This is a genomic window from Methyloversatilis discipulorum, from assembly GCF_018780585.1.
GTDB lineage: Bacteria > Pseudomonadota > Gammaproteobacteria > Burkholderiales > Rhodocyclaceae > Methyloversatilis > Methyloversatilis discipulorum_B.
This window is the reverse complement of the sequence record NZ_JADMJL010000025.1, coordinates 52069-70353: the sequence shown is the minus strand read 5'-3', so window position 1 is coordinate 70353 and position 18285 is coordinate 52069. Positions and strand designations below refer to the sequence as shown.

18 protein-coding genes and 2 tRNA genes are annotated in these 18285 nt (G+C 65.0%); 6 read left to right on the top strand and 14 right to left on the bottom strand.

The genetic code is table 11. The annotated features are described in order from the left end of the window. Positions 1-1215: heavy-metal-associated domain-containing protein (locus tag IV112_RS12680; RefSeq protein ID WP_304003851.1), on the bottom strand; the 1215-nt coding region annotated here is incomplete at its 3' end. Between the two features lie 91 nt (positions 1216-1306). Here IV112_RS12680 and cadR point away from each other — a divergent pair. Next, entirely contained in the window at positions 1307-1705 is a 399-nt protein-coding gene (gene cadR, locus IV112_RS12675) for a Cd(II)/Pb(II)-responsive transcriptional regulator (RefSeq protein ID WP_003098965.1), read from the top strand. Between the two features lie 67 nt (positions 1706-1772). Here the strand turns inward: cadR and IV112_RS21505 are convergent, their stop codons facing one another. Both IV112_RS21505 and IV112_RS12670 read right to left on the bottom strand, forming a co-directional pair. Beyond that, positions 1773-2135 carry a DUF3703 domain-containing protein gene (locus IV112_RS21505; RefSeq protein ID WP_196495817.1) on the bottom strand — a complete coding sequence of 121 codons (363 nt, stop codon included), beginning with the start codon at positions 2133-2135 and terminating at the stop codon, positions 1773-1775. Between the two features lie 24 nt (positions 2136-2159). Then, a complete protein-coding gene (locus IV112_RS12670; RefSeq protein ID WP_003098970.1) occupies positions 2160-2396 on the bottom strand; it encodes a hypothetical protein in 237 nt (78 codons plus the stop codon). Positions 2397-2780: 384 nt separating this feature from the next. Here IV112_RS12670 and IV112_RS12665 point away from each other — a divergent pair, with 384 nt between their 5' ends. After that, positions 2781-3416 carry a cation transporter gene (locus IV112_RS12665; protein WP_003098972.1) on the top strand — a complete coding sequence of 212 codons (636 nt, stop codon included), beginning with the start codon at positions 2781-2783 and terminating at the stop codon, positions 3414-3416. Positions 3417-4139: 723 nt separating this feature from the next. Here IV112_RS12665 and IV112_RS12660 read toward each other — a convergent pair. From IV112_RS12660 to IV112_RS12610, 11 genes are all read right to left on the bottom strand, one after another. After that, a complete protein-coding gene (locus tag IV112_RS12660) occupies positions 4140-6170 on the bottom strand; it encodes a DNA topoisomerase III (RefSeq protein WP_003116834.1) in 2031 nt (676 codons plus the stop codon). Positions 6171-6453: 283 nt separating this feature from the next. Then, the gene (locus IV112_RS12655; RefSeq protein WP_003098976.1) at positions 6454-6894 is read right to left on the bottom strand and encodes a single-stranded DNA-binding protein; all 441 of its coding nucleotides are present in this window, start codon (positions 6892-6894) and stop codon (positions 6454-6456) included. 73 nt (positions 6895-6967) lie between these two features. Continuing rightward, positions 6968-7495 (bottom strand): DUF3158 family protein, encoded by a 528-nt coding sequence (locus IV112_RS12650; protein ID WP_003098978.1) that lies wholly within the window; start codon positions 7493-7495, stop codon positions 6968-6970. Then, on the bottom strand, positions 7492-8283 hold the full coding sequence (locus IV112_RS12645; RefSeq protein ID WP_003116836.1) for a PFL_4669 family integrating conjugative element protein: 792 nt from the start codon (positions 8281-8283) through the stop codon (positions 7492-7494). Before IV112_RS12645 ends, IV112_RS12650 begins: the two co-directional genes overlap by 4 nt. Positions 8284-8712: 429 nt before the next feature. After that, a complete protein-coding gene (locus IV112_RS12640; protein ID WP_003116837.1) occupies positions 8713-9951 on the bottom strand; it encodes an STY4528 family pathogenicity island replication protein in 1239 nt (412 codons plus the stop codon). Between the two features lie 3 nt (positions 9952-9954). Then, complete coding sequence (locus IV112_RS12635) at positions 9955-10515, bottom strand: DUF2857 domain-containing protein (RefSeq protein WP_003090097.1); 561 nt, start codon at positions 10513-10515, stop codon at positions 9955-9957. Between the two features lie 14 nt (positions 10516-10529). Beyond that, positions 10530-12209, bottom strand: coding sequence for a ParB family protein (locus tag IV112_RS12630; protein WP_004350508.1), 1680 nt, complete (start codon positions 12207-12209; stop codon positions 10530-10532). Then, positions 12202-12471, bottom strand: a complete 270-nt coding sequence (locus tag IV112_RS12625; protein WP_003050422.1) for a hypothetical protein — start codon at positions 12469-12471, stop codon at positions 12202-12204. Before IV112_RS12625 ends, IV112_RS12630 begins: the two co-directional genes overlap by 8 nt. Next, a complete protein-coding gene (locus IV112_RS12620) occupies positions 12455-13330 on the bottom strand; it encodes a ParA family protein (RefSeq protein ID WP_003098988.1) in 876 nt (291 codons plus the stop codon). The genes IV112_RS12625 and IV112_RS12620 overlap by 17 nt, the downstream gene beginning before the upstream one ends. Positions 13331-13372: 42 nt before the next feature. Continuing rightward, complete coding sequence (locus IV112_RS12615; protein ID WP_003090093.1) at positions 13373-13585, bottom strand: AlpA family transcriptional regulator; 213 nt, start codon at positions 13583-13585, stop codon at positions 13373-13375. Positions 13586-13703: 118 nt separating this feature from the next. Continuing rightward, the gene (locus tag IV112_RS12610; protein ID WP_003098991.1) at positions 13704-14450 is read right to left on the bottom strand and encodes a hypothetical protein; all 747 of its coding nucleotides are present in this window, start codon (positions 14448-14450) and stop codon (positions 13704-13706) included. A 450-nt stretch (positions 14451-14900) separates the two neighbouring features. Between IV112_RS12610 and IV112_RS12605 the strand changes: the two genes are divergently transcribed. From IV112_RS12605 to IV112_RS12590, 4 genes are all read left to right on the top strand, one after another. After that, the gene (locus tag IV112_RS12605) at positions 14901-15401 is read left to right on the top strand and encodes a DUF305 domain-containing protein (protein ID WP_003098996.1); all 501 of its coding nucleotides are present in this window, start codon (positions 14901-14903) and stop codon (positions 15399-15401) included. A gap of 471 nt (positions 15402-15872) precedes the next feature. Beyond that, positions 15873-15946: transfer RNA gene (locus IV112_RS12600), tRNA-Cys, on the top strand. A 32-nt stretch (positions 15947-15978) separates the two neighbouring features. Beyond that, positions 15979-16054: transfer RNA gene (locus IV112_RS12595), tRNA-Gly, on the top strand. 174 nt (positions 16055-16228) lie between these two features. After that, positions 16229-18277, top strand: coding sequence for an extracellular solute-binding protein (locus IV112_RS12590; RefSeq protein ID WP_304003842.1), 2049 nt, complete (start codon positions 16229-16231; stop codon positions 18275-18277). Positions 18278-18285: the final 8 nt, after the last annotated feature.

Genomic DNA, 18285 nt, shown 5'->3' with positions numbered 1-18285 from the left:
CTTCAGCGCGATCCAGCCCTTCTTGTAGGTGCTGAGGCCGCCGGTGAAGATCGAAACCAGTGCCAGCACGATCACGGCCCAATGATTGCCGTCGTTGACCCAGTACACGCCTTCGGCGGCCACCGCCGCAACGCCCGAAACCGCCATCGGCCACCAATTGGTCTTGTGCGCGGCCACCGGGGCATCGCGCGGCTCATCAGTCCTCTGGACCTCGGCTTCCATGCCCAGCGATTCGATGGCTTCGACTGCCGGCTTGATCGCGTCGGGTGTGTGCCGAACCGTGAGCGTGCGCTGCATCAGGTTGAAATCCATTCCCTGCACGCCCGGCATGCCTTGCAGCTTGCCGCGGATCAGACTTTCCTCGGTCGGACAGTCCATCTTCGCGATGCGAAGTACCGTGGTGGCTGTCTGCATGTCCTGCCGCGCAGCCTGCATTCCAATGGAAGCAAGCGCCTTCTCGATCGGCGCTGAGGTCGCCAGCGTGTGCTGGACTCCCAGCACACGCTGCATCAGATTGAAGTCGAGCGCGGTCACACCCGGCAGCTTGCCCAGCCGGTCGCGGATCAGCGCTTCTTCCGTCGGGCAATCCATGTTCTCGATCCGGTACGTCACCCGCTCGCCGATCGGCGGCGCGGAAACGGCAGCGGTTGGTTGCTGCTGCAGGGCCGAGGATGGGATCACAGCCGCGGCTTCGATCGGCCCCGTGTGGCCGAAGGTCTGCTCCTTGGCGCGCATGCCGATCGAGGCCAGGACCTGCTCCATCTGCGCGCGTGCCTGAGCGAGGTGTTTCACCGACAGGGTGCGCTCAGCGAGGTCGAAGTCGAGGTCCTGAATTCCCTCGACTGCCCCGAGGTGCGAGCGGATGAGTTTCTCCTCGCTCGGGCAGTCCATGTTCTCGATGCGGTAGGTGGTCGACACGGCGGCGTCTCGGACAGCCTGAGCCTTCATGCCCACCGAATTCAGCGCTTGCTCCAAGGCATCGGCCGAGACTTCGCGGTGCGAAATGGTCAACAAACGCTGCGGAAGATCGAACAGGAGCCGCTCGACACCGGGCATGCCCTCCAGCGTTCGCCGCACCAGTGCTTCCTCATTGCGGCAATCCATGTTGCTCACGTGGAAAACGGTGGTTTCAGTGCTGGCCTGCTCACTGGCGCACGCCGTCTGTTGGCCATTGCCGCCGGAGCAGGCGCATGGGCTGGAAGGTTCTTTGTTCATAGATCGCTCTTCATTGACAAGGTTTTCCCCGGATGCCATCATTAGAAAACCTCTAGTAGATATAGAGTCAAGTTTTTTATAGGAAGCAACCATGATGCGGATCGGTGAACTGGGCAAGAAGGCAGATTGCTTGGTGCAGACCGTGCGCTTTTACGAGTCAGAAGGCTTGCTGCCCGAGCCTGCACGTAGCGAGGGCAACTTCAGGCTCTATGACGAAGTCCATTTGCAGCGCTTGCTGTTCATCCGCCGCTGCCGGGCGAAGGACATGACGCTGGATGAGATCCGTCAACTGCTGAACTTACGGGATCGGCCAGAGTTGGGCTGCGGCGAGGTGAACGCGCTGGTCGACGCTCATATCGCGCAAGTGCGGACCAAGATGAAGGAATTGCGCGCCTTGGAGCGCGAGTTAATGGATCTGCGACGCTCCTGCGATAGCGCCCGAACCTCGCGCGAGTGCGGCATTCTCAACAGCTTGGCCGAGCCCGCCTGAAGCTCGAGCGTGTCATCGGTGCTGGAAGTGATCGGGTCCAGTTCTGAGAGCCACGTGCCGCGCTCCATCATGCGAAAGCGCGCGATTCTGACGTTTTGAGACGGCGTGCGACCGAGGGCGTGGCCCACAGGAGCCAGCGCGAGCCGGACGACCTGCGCGCCGCAATCTCCGCCACCTTACGGGTTCTCCAGGCCAGACCGAGCATCGCGGCGTGGCTGCGCAGGTGCAGGTGCAGGCCAAGGTAGCAGTGCGCCACGACGCGGCCCGACTCATGGGCACGCCACGCAACTCGCGATCGCTTCGCAAGAAGCCGCAAGGCCCGACTCGCGCAAGAATGCGACGTGGGCAAGATCGTATAGCCAGCAGCGCAAGCGTTTGCCGCTGCTGGCCGGCTCCGGAAGGGATAGACAAGCTGCGGGCCGTAGTCCATTGGAAAGTCCATCTTTCTTGAGTGTCACTCTTTGGCGCCCAGCGTGTGCTTTTGCGACCGGAAAGCGCTGAACAAGTGGCCCCCGGGCATCCAGAAATCGCCGTAGTTGACTTGGGCGTCTTCGTGCTCACGCTTGTGATGCCAGCGATGGGCTTCAGCCACCCCGATCAACAATCCCAACGGCCCGACCCGGTATCCCAGATTGGAGTGCTGGAAGGCCAGATGCACGACCAAGAAGCCGAGCCATGCGCCGACGGCCAACCACAGCTTGGAACGCCGCTACTGGCTCAACGGGGAGTGGAAAGGCCGCCCGCCCTCTAGCAAGGCGGCACAAGCGAGCGCGACGATCACTGTGAGTAGCTCCGTCGGAAAAGACGGCCGGCCGGTCGCGAGCTCGCCGAAGAGCACAACCGCAGTGGCGCCACGGATCAGTGGATAGCAGCCATACCGGATGACAGTCGCAATGAAGGGGGCGCATTGGTGCTCATCTGTTCTGTCCTAAAGCTCTGACTGGATTGGAAAACCTTCTAGCTACGGTAGAGTCAAGGGCGTCCGGGAAGACCCTGTGGCAAGTTCGTTGCATCTGCGCCTTGACTCTCCAGCCGCTACAGGCTTCAGCATCCATCGATTTGGAAGGAACAATGCATGGCTGAAAACCACAGAAATCACGAAAACGACGAGTTGGGCCGCCTAGATGCGAGCGATGCGAAGGACCGAAAGATTCTTCTGACTGTGTTGCTGATCAACCTGACGCAGTCCGCCGCCGGCATTGCCCTTGGCATCTGGGCTGGCTCTACGGCGCTGATGGGCGCCGGGTTGGACAACCTCGCCGATGCGTCGGTCTATGCGGTTAGCCTGTATGCCGTCGGTCGTGCGGCAACGGTCAAGGTGGGCGCGGCCCGCTTGTCGGGTTTCTTGCTAATCGGCCTGGCCGCGCTGCTGCTGTTGGAAGTCCTACGCCGCTTCGCTGGAGGGGAAGAGCCTGTCGGCCCAGCCATGATGGCCATGGCCGCGCTGAACGCGGCTTTGAACCTAGTGTGCCTCAGACTACTGCGCCGCCATCGCGGGGAAGATGTGAACTTCAAGGCGTCAGCGATCTTTACCAGCAACGACTCCATCGTCAATGGTGCGATTGTGCTGTCCGGGGTGCTGGTGATGGGGTTCGGGTCGAACATCCCGGATCTGGTGCTGGGCGTCATCGTGGCCGCAATCGCAGCGAATGGGGGGCGGGAAATCCTGCGCGAAGCATCGGAAACAGCTCGCCGTAAGGCGGGCACATAAGGCATGTTTTCGCCCAGTTCATCCCGAGGTTTACCTCTGCAAAAGAGGTAGTCCAGCCTTTGGGCTACGGCCTCGGCTGCAGCCGAGCGTACCATTGGCGATGGCCGCGCGATAGGCGGGCATGCCGTTCTCGACCTCCGTCTGCCGTACAGCAGCGGTGCGCAAGGTTGAGGGTGCATGTCGTCTCTCCTGTTCGTGTGGCCCAGGCCAATGGCCGGGCCGGGACGTTGATGGGCAGGAGAATGGCGCCGAAGGCCCAACGGCCTTCGGCTCGGGAGAAAAGAGGAACCACCCGTGGGCTGATTGGCAGGCCCGGTCGTCGCTAGAACCGTCTGCTCATCAAGCAATCACACCCGGCCCATGTCGTGGCTGGGGCCGGCATCGTCTGGCGCACATCCGCGCACAAAGGGAGCCCGTTTTTGCACCGGCGGGCACCGGCACCGATTACCGCTGACCACGAAGGGTCTCCCGGTGGCTCGTGCAGCCTGGCAAGCCACCGGGAGACCCTTCGCAGAGGGCGGAAGAAACGCAGATCAACAGAACGCGCGTGGTGCGGCTCGCAGAGAAGCTACCTTCAGGTCCCGCGGCCGGGGACGGCTGGGCGGGACGCGCACACGGATCAAGAAGGCGTTGCGCGCTGGGCGTCCCGCAGGGCATGCGGCGGAGTGCGGGACAGGGGCCACGCCGCCGAAGGCGGGCACGGCTCACGGGGAACGGGGGCGGTCAGGAGCCTTTGCGGCCGCTACGGCGCGGGCGCGAGGCGCCGCGCTTGGAGCTGCCGGATTCGACTGGCAGCGTGCCTTTGCAGTCCGGGTAGCGGCTGCACGACCAGAACGGGCCGCTCTTGCCGCTGCGCTGGCGCGTGGGTGCGCCGCACTGCGGGCATGCCGGCCCTTGGGGAACCTTGATGGACAGGGAGGCGCTGCCGTACTGCGCAATCAACTGCGAAATCCACGCGGCCTGCTTGCCGATGAACACGTCCAGGGTGAGCTGTCCGGCCTCGATCATGTCGAGCGCCTGTTCCCAGACGGCGGTGGTGCCAGGGTCGGCAATCGCCGCAGGCACGGCATCGATCAAAGTGAAAGCCGCATCCGAGGCGCGGATGGCGCGCCCCTTCTTCACGAGGTAGCCGCGAGCGATCAGGCCGCCGATGATGTTGGCCCGCGTCGCTTCGGTGCCGATGCCAACCGTATCCTTGAGCTTCTGCTTCAGGCGGGGATCGGACACCAGCTTGGCGACGCCTTTCATGGACTTGACCAACTCGCCTTGCGTGTACGGTTTGGGCGGCAGCGTCTTGAGTGCCTTGAGATCGACGTCGGCCACCTGGCATGCCAGGCCCTCATACAGTTTCGGCAGCGCGGGCAGCACCTGGGCGCGGACCGCAGTATCGCCCTCGCCATCACCGTCTTCGGCCTGCGGCTCGGCGAGCACCTGGCGCCAACCCGGGATGACAACCTGCTTGCCCGTGGCCGCCAGGTTCTGCCCCCCGCACGAAAACTTGGCCACAGTGCGGTCGAACTCGTGGTGAGGGAGGAACTGCGCCAGGTAATGCGACCGGATGAGCCTGTACACGGCCAGTTCCTTCTCGCTCATGGCGGAGAGCTTCGCCGGTTCGAGCGTCGGGATGATGCCGTGGTGCGCCGTGACCTTGCCATCGTTCCAGGCGCGCGAGCGCTGCGAGCGGTCGAGCTGGCCCATGATCGAGCGCAGCGAGGGATCGGTCTTGAGCAGGCTGTCGAGAACGGTGGGCACTTCGGCAAACATGCTCTCGGGCAGGTAGCCGGAGTCCGAGCGGGGGTACGTCGTGGCCTTGTGCGTCTCGTACAGGGCTTGGGCAATCTCCAAGGTTTCCTGCACGTCCAGCCCAAGCTGCTTGGAACACACTTCCTGCAAGGTGCCCAGGTCGAACGGCAGCGGCGGGCCTTCGCGGACACGCTCAGTCTCCACCGACACGACGTGGGCACTGCCCGCAGCGCGGATCTGCTGCATGGTCTGCTGTGCGACCGGCTGCCGCAGGCAGCGGCCTGCGTCGTCGGTGCACGCATCGGGTGGAACCCATTGCGCGGCGAAAGTCGAACCGCCTGCGAACAGGGACACGGCGATGGCCCAGTATGGTACGGACACGAAGCGCGCGATCTCGCGGTCGCGGTCCACAACGAGCTTGAGCGTCGGGGTCTGTACGCGGCCGACCGACAGCACGCCGTCGTAACCCGCCTGTCGCCCCAGCACCGTGAACAGCCGGCTCAGGTTCATGCCCACGAGCCAATCCGCACGGGAGCGCGCCAGCGCCGAGTGGTACATCGAAAGCGTCTCGGCCGAAGGCCGCAGCTTGCCCAGTGCCGCCCGAATGGACGCATCGTTGAGCGCCGACAGCCACAGGCGTTCGATGGGGCCGCGGTAGCCGCAAAGCTCCACGATCTCGCGGGCGATCAATTCGCCCTCGCGGTCGGCATCGGTGGCGATAACCAGGTGAGTCGCCTTCGCCAAGAGCGCCTTGACGACCTTGAATTGCGTGGCGGTCTTCGGTTTGACCTCGACCCGCCAGTGCTGGGGAATGATGGGCAACTGCTCAACGGACCATCGTTTGAGCTGCTCGTCGTAGGCCTCGGGCGGCGCCGCCTCCACGAGATGGCCGATGCACCAGGTGACCGTGACGCCGGAACCGTTGAGGCAGCCTTCACCGCGCTGCGTGGCGCCGAGAATCCGGCCAATGTCTTTGCCCTGGGAGGGCTTCTCGCACAAGAACAGCCGCATATCCGTCCATCCCGATTCCTGTTGTTCATGGAGTTGCTGGGATCGAGGATGCCGAGCGCAGCCCCTGGCAGCAGCAAACAAGCCGCATGCGGCAGCGACCGCTTTCACGCCGATGAAATGGCGAGTGCGGGGAAGGTGCGTGGCCGGAAGTGTGCGGGCCGAGAGCCGCGATTTCCGGGAGCGCGCGTGGAACTCGGTGGACGTTGGTGGAGCTATCCCCTGGGGATAATTCGCAGCGCATGGAGGGCGGCGAAGCACTGCGGCAGCCGCCCTCCATGCCCGATCACTTCCTGCGCTTGGTCTCTTTCGGCGCCGTCGATTCCTGGGTGGCCTGGGGCTTCGGCTCTGCCTCCTGTGGCTTCGGGCTGAGGGCCACAGACTCGATGCGGTACGGCAGGATGCCGACACTGCGCGCGTTGACCTGCCAAGTCTCACGCGGCTGATCTTCGTTGTCCGTCCAGGGGTCGCGCTCCATGCGGCCGACGACCAGCACCCGCATGCCCTTCTGGTAGAGCTGCTGCCAGCGGTCGGCGTCGTGGTGCCAGAGTTCCACCGGCGCCCAGAAGCCGCCGCGGTCCTCGAACTCGCCGCCCTTGGTGGGGACGGGGTTGTCGAAGTACACGTTCAGCCGGAGCAACCGGCGAGGATCGTCGTTGCCATTGGGGAATTCGCGGTACTCGGGAGGCGATCCGATGTTGCCCTCGCCGATGAATTGTGTGCTCATGTTGGAATCTCCGTGGTGGTTGAAATACCCGTGCCTCGTTGGGCTCGGGCGCGTGCTCGGATGGCAGGCGCAATCACCGATCGCGCACTGCGGCAGGAACGGACGCGAGCCGGCGCAGGTAGGTGTTGTCCGCCTGCGCGGCCTTGCTGGCGCATTCCTGTGCTTGCCTGCCCAGGGTGTGCAGCAGGCTGATCTGCATGTTCAGCATGACGCGCTGCAGTTCGATCTCGTGCAGGTCGTGCAGCAGGTTGACCGGCGTGCTGGGGCTCGCCATCAGCTCCTGCCACAACGCCACGCCCATGGCCGATCGATCGTGCTTGCGCCAGCGAAGAAAGGTCGTGCCTGCGCCAGTGGTCTGCTGGGCCAGCTCGACGGGAAGCAGGTGGAAGGGATGCCCGCACGCCTGTGGCAGCACCTGTCGCTGCGCCAGGGCAATCAACTCGTCGCGCATGGCGAAGCACTGGCTGGCCCAGGCCTCGAAGTCCCCTTTACCTTTAAAAGGCTTTAAAAGGCCTTTTAGAGAGGCCGCGTGTTCCAGCCGCATGAAGGCTGGCTGTTCCAGACGACGGAAGTAGCGCGGTTCGCGGTTCGGGTCGCTCATGCCGGTTCGTCCTCGCCGGCGGCTGTGGACTTGGCCTCGGCCGAATCGGCGGCAGCGCCTTCGTCGGTGGGAGATGCGGCTGCGGCAGCGCTATCACCACGCTGTTGCAGACCACGGCGCACGACGGGCGGCGCAAACTTCGAGCGGCGCATGCCTTCGAGCACGTCCTGCGGCAGTTCGCCGAACTTCTCCAATGCTGCCCGAGCTGCGGCGTTCTTGGCCGCGAAGTCGTCGCGGGTGCAGCCCGAGTAGCGGTATTGCTGGGCCAGGCTGAACAGGCTGCGCAGCGCGTGGGCACCTTCGTTGAGCCAGCGCTCCAACGTCGAGCGATCGATCAGCGCGGTGTGGTGGGCGAGGATCAGCTTGCGGGCGATGTCGTCGTAGTCGGCCAGCAGATAGACGGCGGCAAAGCCGAGCTGCGCGTTCACGAACAAGGGGAGCTTCACCGGCTGCACGTTGAGGTTCTCACCCAGGCTCAACGCCGCAGGCACGCCGGCCAGTGCCTGGTCAACCTGCTCGCGCAGCGATTGCAACGTGGTCCTGGTCTGGTCGAGCTTTTCCTCGATGCGCAACATCCACCAGTCGCTGTACGGGTCGTCCTGCTCCGAGCCGCGCTTCATCTTGTTCATCACGGCGATGTAGCCGTTCAGGCCGACGATGCCGGGTCGCCCCTCGGCGGCGGCGCGGCCATGCCAGATGCGCGAGGCGTGGTGGGTGTGCAGCGTCAGCGACATCGCGCTGCGCAGGGAGCCGAGGTTGAGTTGCAATGGTTCGTTGCTGGTTGCCATGGTGATCGCTCGCTGGTGGACAGGGAGCCGCCAGCATCCGCATGCAGCGGAAGGCAGTCAGTCAACAAACCGAAATGAGCCGACCCCCGGTTCTGTGCGCGCTGGCGGCGCAGCGCGCAACGGTCCCCTGGGGACCGCTCCGCAGATGGGCACTCACATCGGCGTTCCCGTCCTCGGTTGTTGACGGTATGCGTGCTGCACCGCACGTCGCGCTGCCGTTCGACACGATCCTTCGCCGCGCAGCCGTCCCCAGGGGACCGTTCCGTTGAGCGCCATGGAGGTCTGCTTCATGGTCTTGCATGCGCTCTACTCAGGTTTTGCGCAGCATGTCGCGCCGTCGCCCGGCGCTTCACCGCACAGCCGTCCCCAGGGGACCGTTTCTGCCGACCGCCATGGAGATCTACTTCACGGCTTTGACAAGCCCTGTGCTCAGGATTTGCGCAGCAGATCGCGCAGGCGCTCGATGTGCTGCCGGGCCACCTCGGGCGGCACGACGTTGCGCGGCGGCTCGGTTGGTGGCGCTCGCGCCGCCGATGGTGTTGGCGGTGCCGGGCCGGTCTGCTTGGCCCAGGCATTGAACTCGCCGCGCATGGCGCGCTGGATGATGCCGAACAGATAACCGGCGGGGTTGCGGATGCCATGCTTGCCGCACCGTGCGGCCCATTCGTCCAGCACGGCCTGCCGCAGGGCAGCGTCCACCTGCTGCAACGCCATCTTGGCTCCGGCCTGCTGTTCCGCCTTCAGTTCCGCGAAGCGCTTGGGCCATTGCAGGTCGCCCAGCGCACGCGCCTGCGCGGTAGTACGTACTTCATCAATACGACTACTACGTACTGTACGGTCCTGCTTCGAATTCCGAAGAGCGCCGTCTGGCGCGGGTTTCGGCCCTGCTTCGGATTCCGAAGATGGGCGATCGCCATTCCGAAGAAGGCTCGCGGGCCCTTCTTCGGAATCGTGGACCGCATCCTCCTGTGGATAACTTTCGGAGGCGGTGATGCCCTGGTCGGCCAGGCGCTCGGCGAGCACTTGCAGCCGCGACGGCAAGGTGCGTCCGGACAGCATCGGGTCGTCCGCGATCTCCTGGAGGGTGTTGAGTCCCACCACCTGGACGGCCTTGGCCGAATGCCCCAGCGACTGGCTGACCAGGGCCAGGTAGTCGGCGTCGAGTTGCATCGCCTCGAACGGCGTCAGCGGTTCGTCGTGCAGGACGTAGAGGTTGCCGAGGATGCGACCGGTCTTGGGGTCGCGCCGTCGTCGCACGAGGCTCAGCCAGCGCGTCAGGCGCAGCAGCGTCAGCGCCCGCGCCACGGTCTCATGGGAGGCCTGGCCTGCGCAGGGCATCGACGCCAGCCAGGGGCGCAACTGCTCATAGGTGGGAAATGCCGTGACGCCATCGTCGTTGAGCATCAATCGGAACACCTGCCAGGCGTTGCGCTCCAGCGGTGTCAGGCGGCGGTCGAGGAACAGCCGCCGCGGCACGCTCTCGTGCCGATTGCCACTGAACAGGAAGGCGTCGCCGGACGTAGGAGGCGTGGGCGTTGGAGCAGGCAGGGACGCGGGAGCGCCAGAGCTGGACTTGGGCGCGAGGTCCTTCAGCGCAGCGTCGAACAGGTCGGCGAGTGCGATGGGGCCAGGGCGCTGGGCTCGTGGGGCGGTGTCGTCCACGGCCATGGCCTAGCCCAATCCCTGATCGACCCAGTTCCTGATCGCGGCCCAGACCACCGAGAGCGGCAGCGACATGCCCTCGGCCAGGTCCATGGCCGCATCGAGAATCGAGGTCTCGTCCTCCAGATCGACGTTCCTGCTGCTGGTCACGGCTTTCCATTGCCGCCACAGTTCGGTGTCCTGGGTCTCGTCCAGGACGGGGTGGCGCCCCTTGCGCTTGGGCAGGCCGAGGATCTCCCGCCGCAGGGCGACTTCCTGATGGGTCAGGCCATAGAAGCGGCTGACCATCTCCGTGCTGGCCCCCAGCCGCAGCATGCGATCGACCGTGGCGATTTCCTTCTCCACGTCCTGTGCCTGGTTGAGCAGGCGCTGCAGCACTTCGCGGTTGACCGTGACCGAGCACCACGAGACGCTGGCGTTGGCCAGCACGCTGATCAGCGCGGGGTGCTTGAGCGCATCCAGCTCGGCCTCGCCGAAGCCCATGGCCTTGCAGCGGCGCAGTTGGCCGTTGCGAAGGTCATACAGCGCCTGGGCAATCACGGCCTGGTTGAGCGGATGCGATGTGGACATGCGGCCTCCCTCGCTCACGTCCCGGGCGCCGTGGTGCCGGCTTCCAGGTCCAGCAGACGCCGGGCGAGGCGCAGCAGCCGAAAGAGCTTGACCAACGCCGTGTCGCTCAAGCGCCTTGCGCCGCTGCCATGGCCTTGGCTCTGGCCGTGCAACAGGGTCGGCAGGTCGGCGGCGAGCTGCGCGCCGTCCAGGCCCGCTTCGGCGACGGGCTGACCCGTCAGGGAAGTGAGCAGCGTCAGCACCGCGCGGCCGAGCGGCGACGGGGCTTGGCCGCGGGCGCGGCACGCAAACCCGATGCCATCGGCGCGATCCTCGATGCACTCGTCCAGGCCTGCCTCCCCGGCGATCTCGCGCGCGAACTGCGCGATGTGGATGCGCAGCCGATCGGGCGTGTCCAGGCCGGCGTCGATGTACCAGACGTCGGAGATCGGATAGAGTCCGCCGGCTTGCACCGGGATGGACTGCAGCACGCTCGCCGAGAAGTCGGGCGGCAGCGCATCGCCCAACTGGTCGGCGACCATGCGCTGGATCGATTGGAGCCGTTCTGTCGTCGGTGCTGGCGAGACGATGTGCTCGCGAAGCAGATCGCCCGGTGCGGCCGGCTGGCTTCCCGTGGCCGCTTCGCCAACCGCCGTGTCGTCGTGGCGCAAGGTGGGCTCGGACGCCGGAGGGCTGGCGGGTGGAGGACCGGCCGCCGCTGCAGGCGTGGCGATGGACGATGCTGCGCCCGGCGGAGTCGGCGTGCCGGCGGTGGGCGAAGGCAACGCCGGCTGCGCCGCAGGTGGCGTCGGGTCACTGACCAGCGCCCGGTGGCGGCTTTCCGATTCGGTCAGGTCCAGCGCCAGCACGTCGTAGCCGATGCCCAGCAGCTCGGACATCTGGCCGATCAGCTCGTCTTGCACGCGCTGCGGCGCGAACTCGTCGCCCTGCGTGTCGAACTGCGCCAGCACCTCCTGAAAGAAACTGTCGAAGTCCAGCGGCAGCGAACGGTCCTTGGCGTAGTGCTCCCAGGTGCGTTTGCAGGCCGTGCGCATGACCGACAGCCGCTCGACCTGGTGGCGCCCCAGGCCGCCATAGAGCACAGTGGGAATGGCGGGCAGCAGGTAGCGCACCGCGTCGGCCATGCGGGTGATGTGCGACCGCTGGACGGGGAAGCCATCGGCCGCCAGGCGGCGGGCCAGTTCCGACTGGCTCAGGGCGGCGCCGCTCTCCTGCTCGTAGAACTCCCGTGCTTTCTCGACGCCGAGCGCGCGCTCGATGAACGTGAGGCCGCCGCGCAGTTCGTTCTCGGCAAGATGCCCGGTCAGCGCGACGATTTCACCGCGCTCCGGCCATGGTCGGAACAGGCACGATATGCGGAAGAAGCGTTCTTCCTTGGTCTCCGACCAGAGTTCGCGCAGGATCGCCAGTCGCGTGTTGCCGCCGTTGCGGATGATGTAGTGGTCCTCGCCGGGCCTGCGCGTGATGGCCGGCGCCGCGTCCAGGCCGCGCTCGCGGATGGATGCCTTGATTTCCTCGTAAGCCGGGTTGCGCTTCATGCGCGGGTCATGGTCGTAGGGCCGCAACTGGTCCAGCGTCACGACCATGGGCGTGTCCGCGATCGGGTCGCTCAAGGCCGTAGCCGCTGGGCCGCTGCGCTCGAAGCCGGCCGCGAGCAGCTTGCCTGCCATGTCCTGCGAGGTCATGTCAGCCATGGCCGCACCCCTCGCAGTCCCCACGACCGCCGGCCGGCGCCATGCGGGCCTCTCGCTCGGCGCGGCGGATCTGCGCACGGGCGTTCAATTCGGCCCGGTGGTCACTCGCTGTCGAACTCGTGTAGATCGCCGCGCAGCCGGCCTTGGTGAACTTGAGGTGCCCGCCCGGCGTGCGCTTGACGTGCCAGCCCTCACCGACCGCGAACTCGATCAGGGCGCGCAGCCGCTTGTGGCCGCGGGCCAGCTCATGTGCGTTCGCCATGGGGCCTCCCAGGATCAAGAGGTCGCTGCGGGCGGCCGGATACTTGAGCCAGTCGGTCCTGCCATTGCGGGAACAACTCGCTGGCGAGCGCGCGCATCGTGTCGAGCGCGGCAGGGGCGACTCTGCCGGGCGGCTGGCGGTGCTCGACCCGATGCACCGGCAGGCCGCGCGTTGCGGCACGTGGATACGCTTCTATGGCCGGCACGTCGGTGGCGAGCACGCGGATGCCGGCGCTGTCCTGGAACAGGTCGCGCAAGGCCTGCTGGATCAGCCGTGCGTTGGCGGACACCGGGTGGACGCGGTTGATGAGCAAGTGCAGCGGCGGCGGTTCGATGCCCAGGTGCCGGTACGGCGCAATGTCTTCGAGCAACTGCATGGTGCCGCGCCGCAGCTCGCGTGCCGCGAGGATCTCCGGCGTGACGGGCGACAGCGCGAGATCGGAGGCGAGCACCGCCATCTCCAGCAGCACGGAACGCGCGCCCTGGGTGTCGATCAGCACCAGGTCGTAGAGGGGAGCAAGTGCTGGCAGCAGATGCCGCAACCGCAGGCGGCCATCCGGCGCATGCAGCAACAACGTGTTCAGCTCGCCCCGGTGGTCGTCGGACAGCACCAGGTCCAGGCCCGCGATGATCGTGCGGGACACGAGCTGGCCAAGGTCGCGCTCGTTGAAGGCCAACAGCTCATAGATGCCGCCCGGCGCGCGCTGGGTCAGTTCGTAGTAGGAGGACAAGGTGGGCTGCACGTCGAGATCGAGCAGCAGCACGCGCAGGCCCGCGTCCGCGGCGAGCCCGCCCAGGTTGGCGGCCGTCGTGGTCTTGCCGACGCCGCCCTTCGTTGAAATGATGGACACGACCTGCATGGCGCTCTCCGGCTGGGAATGGGAAGTCCGCGGGAGAGCGGGTCAGGTCCGGTGGTTGAGGCGCTCGGCGATCCACTGGTCGATTTCGATCGAATCCCAGCCGACAGCGCGCACGCCCAGGCGCAGCGCCTGAGGGAACTGGCGCTTCTTCATCAGGTTGTAGATGTGGGCGCGTTTGAAGCCGGACTTCGCTTCGACTTCATCGAGCCGCAGGATGCGGCGCTCGTTCGGCGGGAGTACAGGGGTCTGCGACATGGCGGTCACTCCTGAACGCTCGGTGGCGTTTGTTGGCGTGACCTCTATTCAATAGACCTGGCTGCGGAAAGACATTGCAAATGCAATCTCCGCGATTGCACATACAAGCTGGATAACCTCATGCGCTTGCGCTACGAACGTACCTCTTAGCGTTGGCGAACTTTCCGTTTAAGGTGCGCTCAGTGATGCCCATGGTGCCGCCGTAGTGGGCGACCAATGCAGAGACAAGGGCCTCCTGCGTTTTGAAGCTGGAATAGGGCACGCCTGAAGGCGACTGGCTCAGCATCAGCGTCAACATCCCTCCAATGATGTTGAGATAGGTCGTTTCCGCCCGTTCGCTGATCTCGCATTGCTTGGATGCCAACAGCACCGAGGATTGCTTGAGTAGCGTGTCGTGCTGCTCCTGCAGTTCTCGCATCTCACGTCGGGCTTGTTCAAGCGCGGCCTGAAGGGCCAGCCGCTCCACGAGGATCGCCTGTCCTGTTTCCATGGTGATGAAAGGATGCGCCATGCGTTCGCCACGGCTGAACAGAAATCCTGGCCGGTGCTCGGGATAGTGGGTGCGCATCCAGCGTTTTAGATCGACATGGCGAACAGTCAGATCCAGAGAATTGAGCAGGTTCGGATCATTGAGCGTGATCCCGTTCTTGCCGTAGGGCAGCTCTCCGTTGAGGATGCCGTCATAGATACGTTCCGAGTGCAGCCGGCACTCATTCCATCGAGGGCAGTTCAGCGACCGAGGCAGGACACGCGGTGACGCGATCGTGGCCAGGATCATCGGGAGATACCGCAGCAACCCAGCCCATCGGATGGCCGCCTCGATGGGACGATAGAACACCTTTGATGTTGAAATGTCCTTGTGCATGTCTTCGTCTCCTTTCGGGTGCGCTACATCACCGGCTCCTTTCTTGCCCAAGGGCTGTTGTGTCGTTATGGCCTGCGACGGACGCTTGAGGCGATGCCCTAAGCGAAGGCGGAGGAGGCCATTGGCGTCCGCCGCAGGTGGCCTTGTCTTGCTTGATATGCAAGAATCGATCAGTTGCCGGCCCATCGAGCGATGAGGACGCAAGCTCGATATTGGCGCTCACGGTACCAGCGTCATAGGTGGCGCAAAGCCCATCAAGACCGATTTGGTATGGTCTGATATCCAGACGGTTCAAGACCAGCGAGTTGAAGCGTTCGACGCCCCTACGTCCAGTTGGGGACTGGAAATCAGCGGTTAGTGATGCATCGCTCCACATGCTGATATATCGACAAAGTATCTGCCGCAGTACCAGTGACCCTGCCAGGTTGCCCCAGCACATAGGAGACGGAGATGGCTGAACATTCCCATGAACATCAACATCACACATCCGGTCAGATGGGTAAGCACGGCCGACCATACGCCAAGTTCTGGGTGAACATGGTGTTGGGCCTCGTCGTCATGTACTTCGTAATGTTCAGCATGATCGACGGCGCCAGGGACTTCAGAAACAATCTCAACATGCTCTACATGGCGGTCACTATGTGGGCGCCAATGGGCATCTTCATGCTAGCGACAATGCCCGGCATGTTTCCAAACCGGCGGCTCAATCTCGTGCTGTACGGCTTGTTTGCCGTTCTCACACTCGGTTCTTTTGCCGCTACCCGTGCTCAAACCGGAATCGGCGATCGACAGTTCATCGCGTCTATGGTCCCGCACCATTCGGGAGCGATCCTCATGTGCCGCGAGGCGCAGCTCTCAGATCCGGAACTCGTCAACCTATGCCAAGCGATTTCCGATGGCCAGCGCGCGGAGATCGAGCAGATGAACCGGATTGCTGCACGCCTTCGTTGAGGCTGGCTGCCACTACACTGGCGCCGCGTTGCGCTCCGGCGAAGTTAGCCGCAGCGATGTAAAGATGAGTACTTGCGGTGTTCCGATGCCGGCGGTTGTGTCCTACAGCCGTCCAGGTGCCAGGTAGTCCACGCGACACCACCCCGCGCTGCCTGCGGAGCGAGCGCAAGTCATGATCGTCGCAAGTTGGAGTTCGATAGCGAACCCGCTCAGCAGCTGGACGCATCAGGCGTAACGACGGGTGGATGGATCATCCTTGGACGCTGGTGGAAGTGGTTGGATGAACTTTGTTGCCGAGGGCGAAAAACAAGGCTATAATTGAGTTCTTCGCTGATCACCACAGTGGAGAAAGTGATTGGGAAACAGAGACTTAGCGCTCTAGTGCATGACTCGTTTCCCGCTCCAAGATTTGAAAAAGGGGAAGTTCTTCTTCCCCTTTTTATTTGCAGCCCCTGACCGGGCTGCACCACCGGCGAGGTGGCAGAGTGGTCATGCAGCGGCCTGCAAAGCCGTGGACGCCGGTTCGATTCCGACCCTCGCCTCCAGGACAATTCGGTTGGCGCGCAAGTGCCGATACGCGGGAATAGCTCAGTTGGTAGAGCGCAACCTTGCCAAGGTTGAGGTCGCGAGTTCGAGCCTCGTTTCCCGCTCCAACACCCAGAACGGGGACGCCTTTCGAGGCGTCCCCGTTCTGCTTTCTGCGCCCTCAATCCCCATCCTGTCCGTCGCTCGCGGCGATCGTGCGCCGGCGTGTCGTAATGGCGATGCGCCCGGGCCGACAGCGCGATATGCTGGGCCGCTATGCATAGGCCTGAGGTGCAGCATCCGTGCGTCCGCTCCAGTTCCGCTCACTCCTGCGCCTGCTGTGCGGGGTCGCGCTGTCGCTCGGCGCATCCGCGGCCACGGCGGCGGGCACGGTTCGCCTGGTCGCTGCCGAACTGTCGCCGTATATCGGTCCGACGCACGCACGCGAGGGCTATGTGGCGGAACTGGTGCGTACCGCTTTCGAGCGTGTCGGCTACACGGTGGACATCCGCTTCTATCCGCCGGCACGCGCCCGCAGTGTTGCGGCTTCGGGGCAGGTCGACGGACTGTTGCCGGCGCCTGACTCCGGTTCGCTGGAGAGCGAGTTCGTGCTGTCCGCGCCGTTTCCCGGCGCCAACGGCGGTCTGCTGAAGAAGCGCTCGCTCGCCATTCCCTATCCGGCCGACGCGGCGACGCGACCGCTGGACACGCTGCGCCAGCTGTCGCATCTGCGTTTTGGCGCCGTGCGCGGCGCATCGGTGTCGGCCGCGTTCGACGGCGCGGATTTCCTCAAGCGCGAGTACGTCGATCGCGATCTGCAGAACCTGGACAAGCTGGCGCTGGGCCGCATCGATCTGATGGTGGTCGACAAATTCCGCGCCAGTGATCTGATGATCCTGCACCGCCCGCATCTGATCGGGCAGCTCGAATTCCTGCGGCCACCCCTGTTCCGCAGCGATTTTCACGTCGCCTTCTCGCGGCGCGCGCCGCGGCACGAGCGGCTGCGCGCCGATTTCAATCGCGGACTGTTGGCGCTGGTGCGCGAGGGGCGCGTCGAGGACATCCTGATGCGGCACGGGCTGAGCGTGCGCAAGCCACAGGGCTCGGGGCGCGACGTGATCACGGTGGCTACGGTCAACAATCCGGACATGCTGCTGCTGAAGTCGCTGTCCGCCGAATTCACGCGCCAGAACCCGGGCGTACAGATCGAATGGCGGGTGCTGGACGAGAATTCGCTGCGCACGCGTCTGATGACCGATCTGGCGATTGCCGACGGCCAGTTCGACGTGATGACCATCGGCTCCTATGAGGCGCCGCTGTGGGCCGCGCGCGGCTGGCTGGCGCCGTTCCGCGATCTGCCGACCGCTTACCGCGCCGACGACCTGCTGGCGCCGGTCCGCGACAGCCTGTCCTATCGCGGCGAGCTGTATGCCTTGCCCTTCTACGCCGAGAGCTCGATGACCTTCTACCGGTACGATCTGTTCCGCGCCGCCGACGTCGTCATGCCGGCGCAGCCGACCTATACCGACATCCGGCGACTGGCGGCGCGGCTGCACGACCCGGCCAAGGGCATCTACGGCATCTGCCTGCGCGGGCGACCCGGTTGGGGCGAGAACGTGCCGGTGCTCACGACCATGGTGAATACCTTCGGCGGCCGCTGGTTCGACCCGCAATGGCGACCGGAGATCGACAGCGCACCGTGGCGCGAGGCGGCGTCGCTCTACCTCGATCTGCTGCGTCGCTACGGCCCGCCCGACGCGCATCTCAACGGCTTTCCGGAAACGCTCGACCTGTTTGCCCGCGGCCGTTGCGCGATGTGGATCGATGCAACCGTGGCGGCCGGCATGCTGTTCGATCCACGGACCTCGTCGGTCGCTGCCAGCCTCGGCTTCGCACCGGCGCCGGTCGAGCGCGTCCGGGACGGCGCGAACTGGCTGTGGGTGTGGTCGCTGGCGGTGCCCGACTCGTCGCCGAACAAGGCGCTGGCGCGCCGCTTCGTCGAGTGGGCGACGTCGGCCGATTACGTCCGTCTGGTGGCGGCGCGCCGGGGCTGGGTCGCGGTGCCGCCGGGCACCCGACAGTCGACCTACGATGCACCCGGCTATCGCGACGCCGCGCCGTTCTCGCGCTTCGTGAACGAAGCCATCGCCGGTTCGCACACGCAACTGCCGGGGCGCCACTACAGCGGTGTACAGTGGGTCGGCATCGCGGAATTTCCCGCCATCGGTCATGCCGTCGGCTCCGAGCTGGCGCGTGCCCTGCAAGGCGAGCAGGACGTGGATACCGCGCTGCGCAGATCGCAGGCCGAGGTGACGCGGCTGATGCGTGATTCGGGCTATCTGAAGCGCTAGGGGAGGCC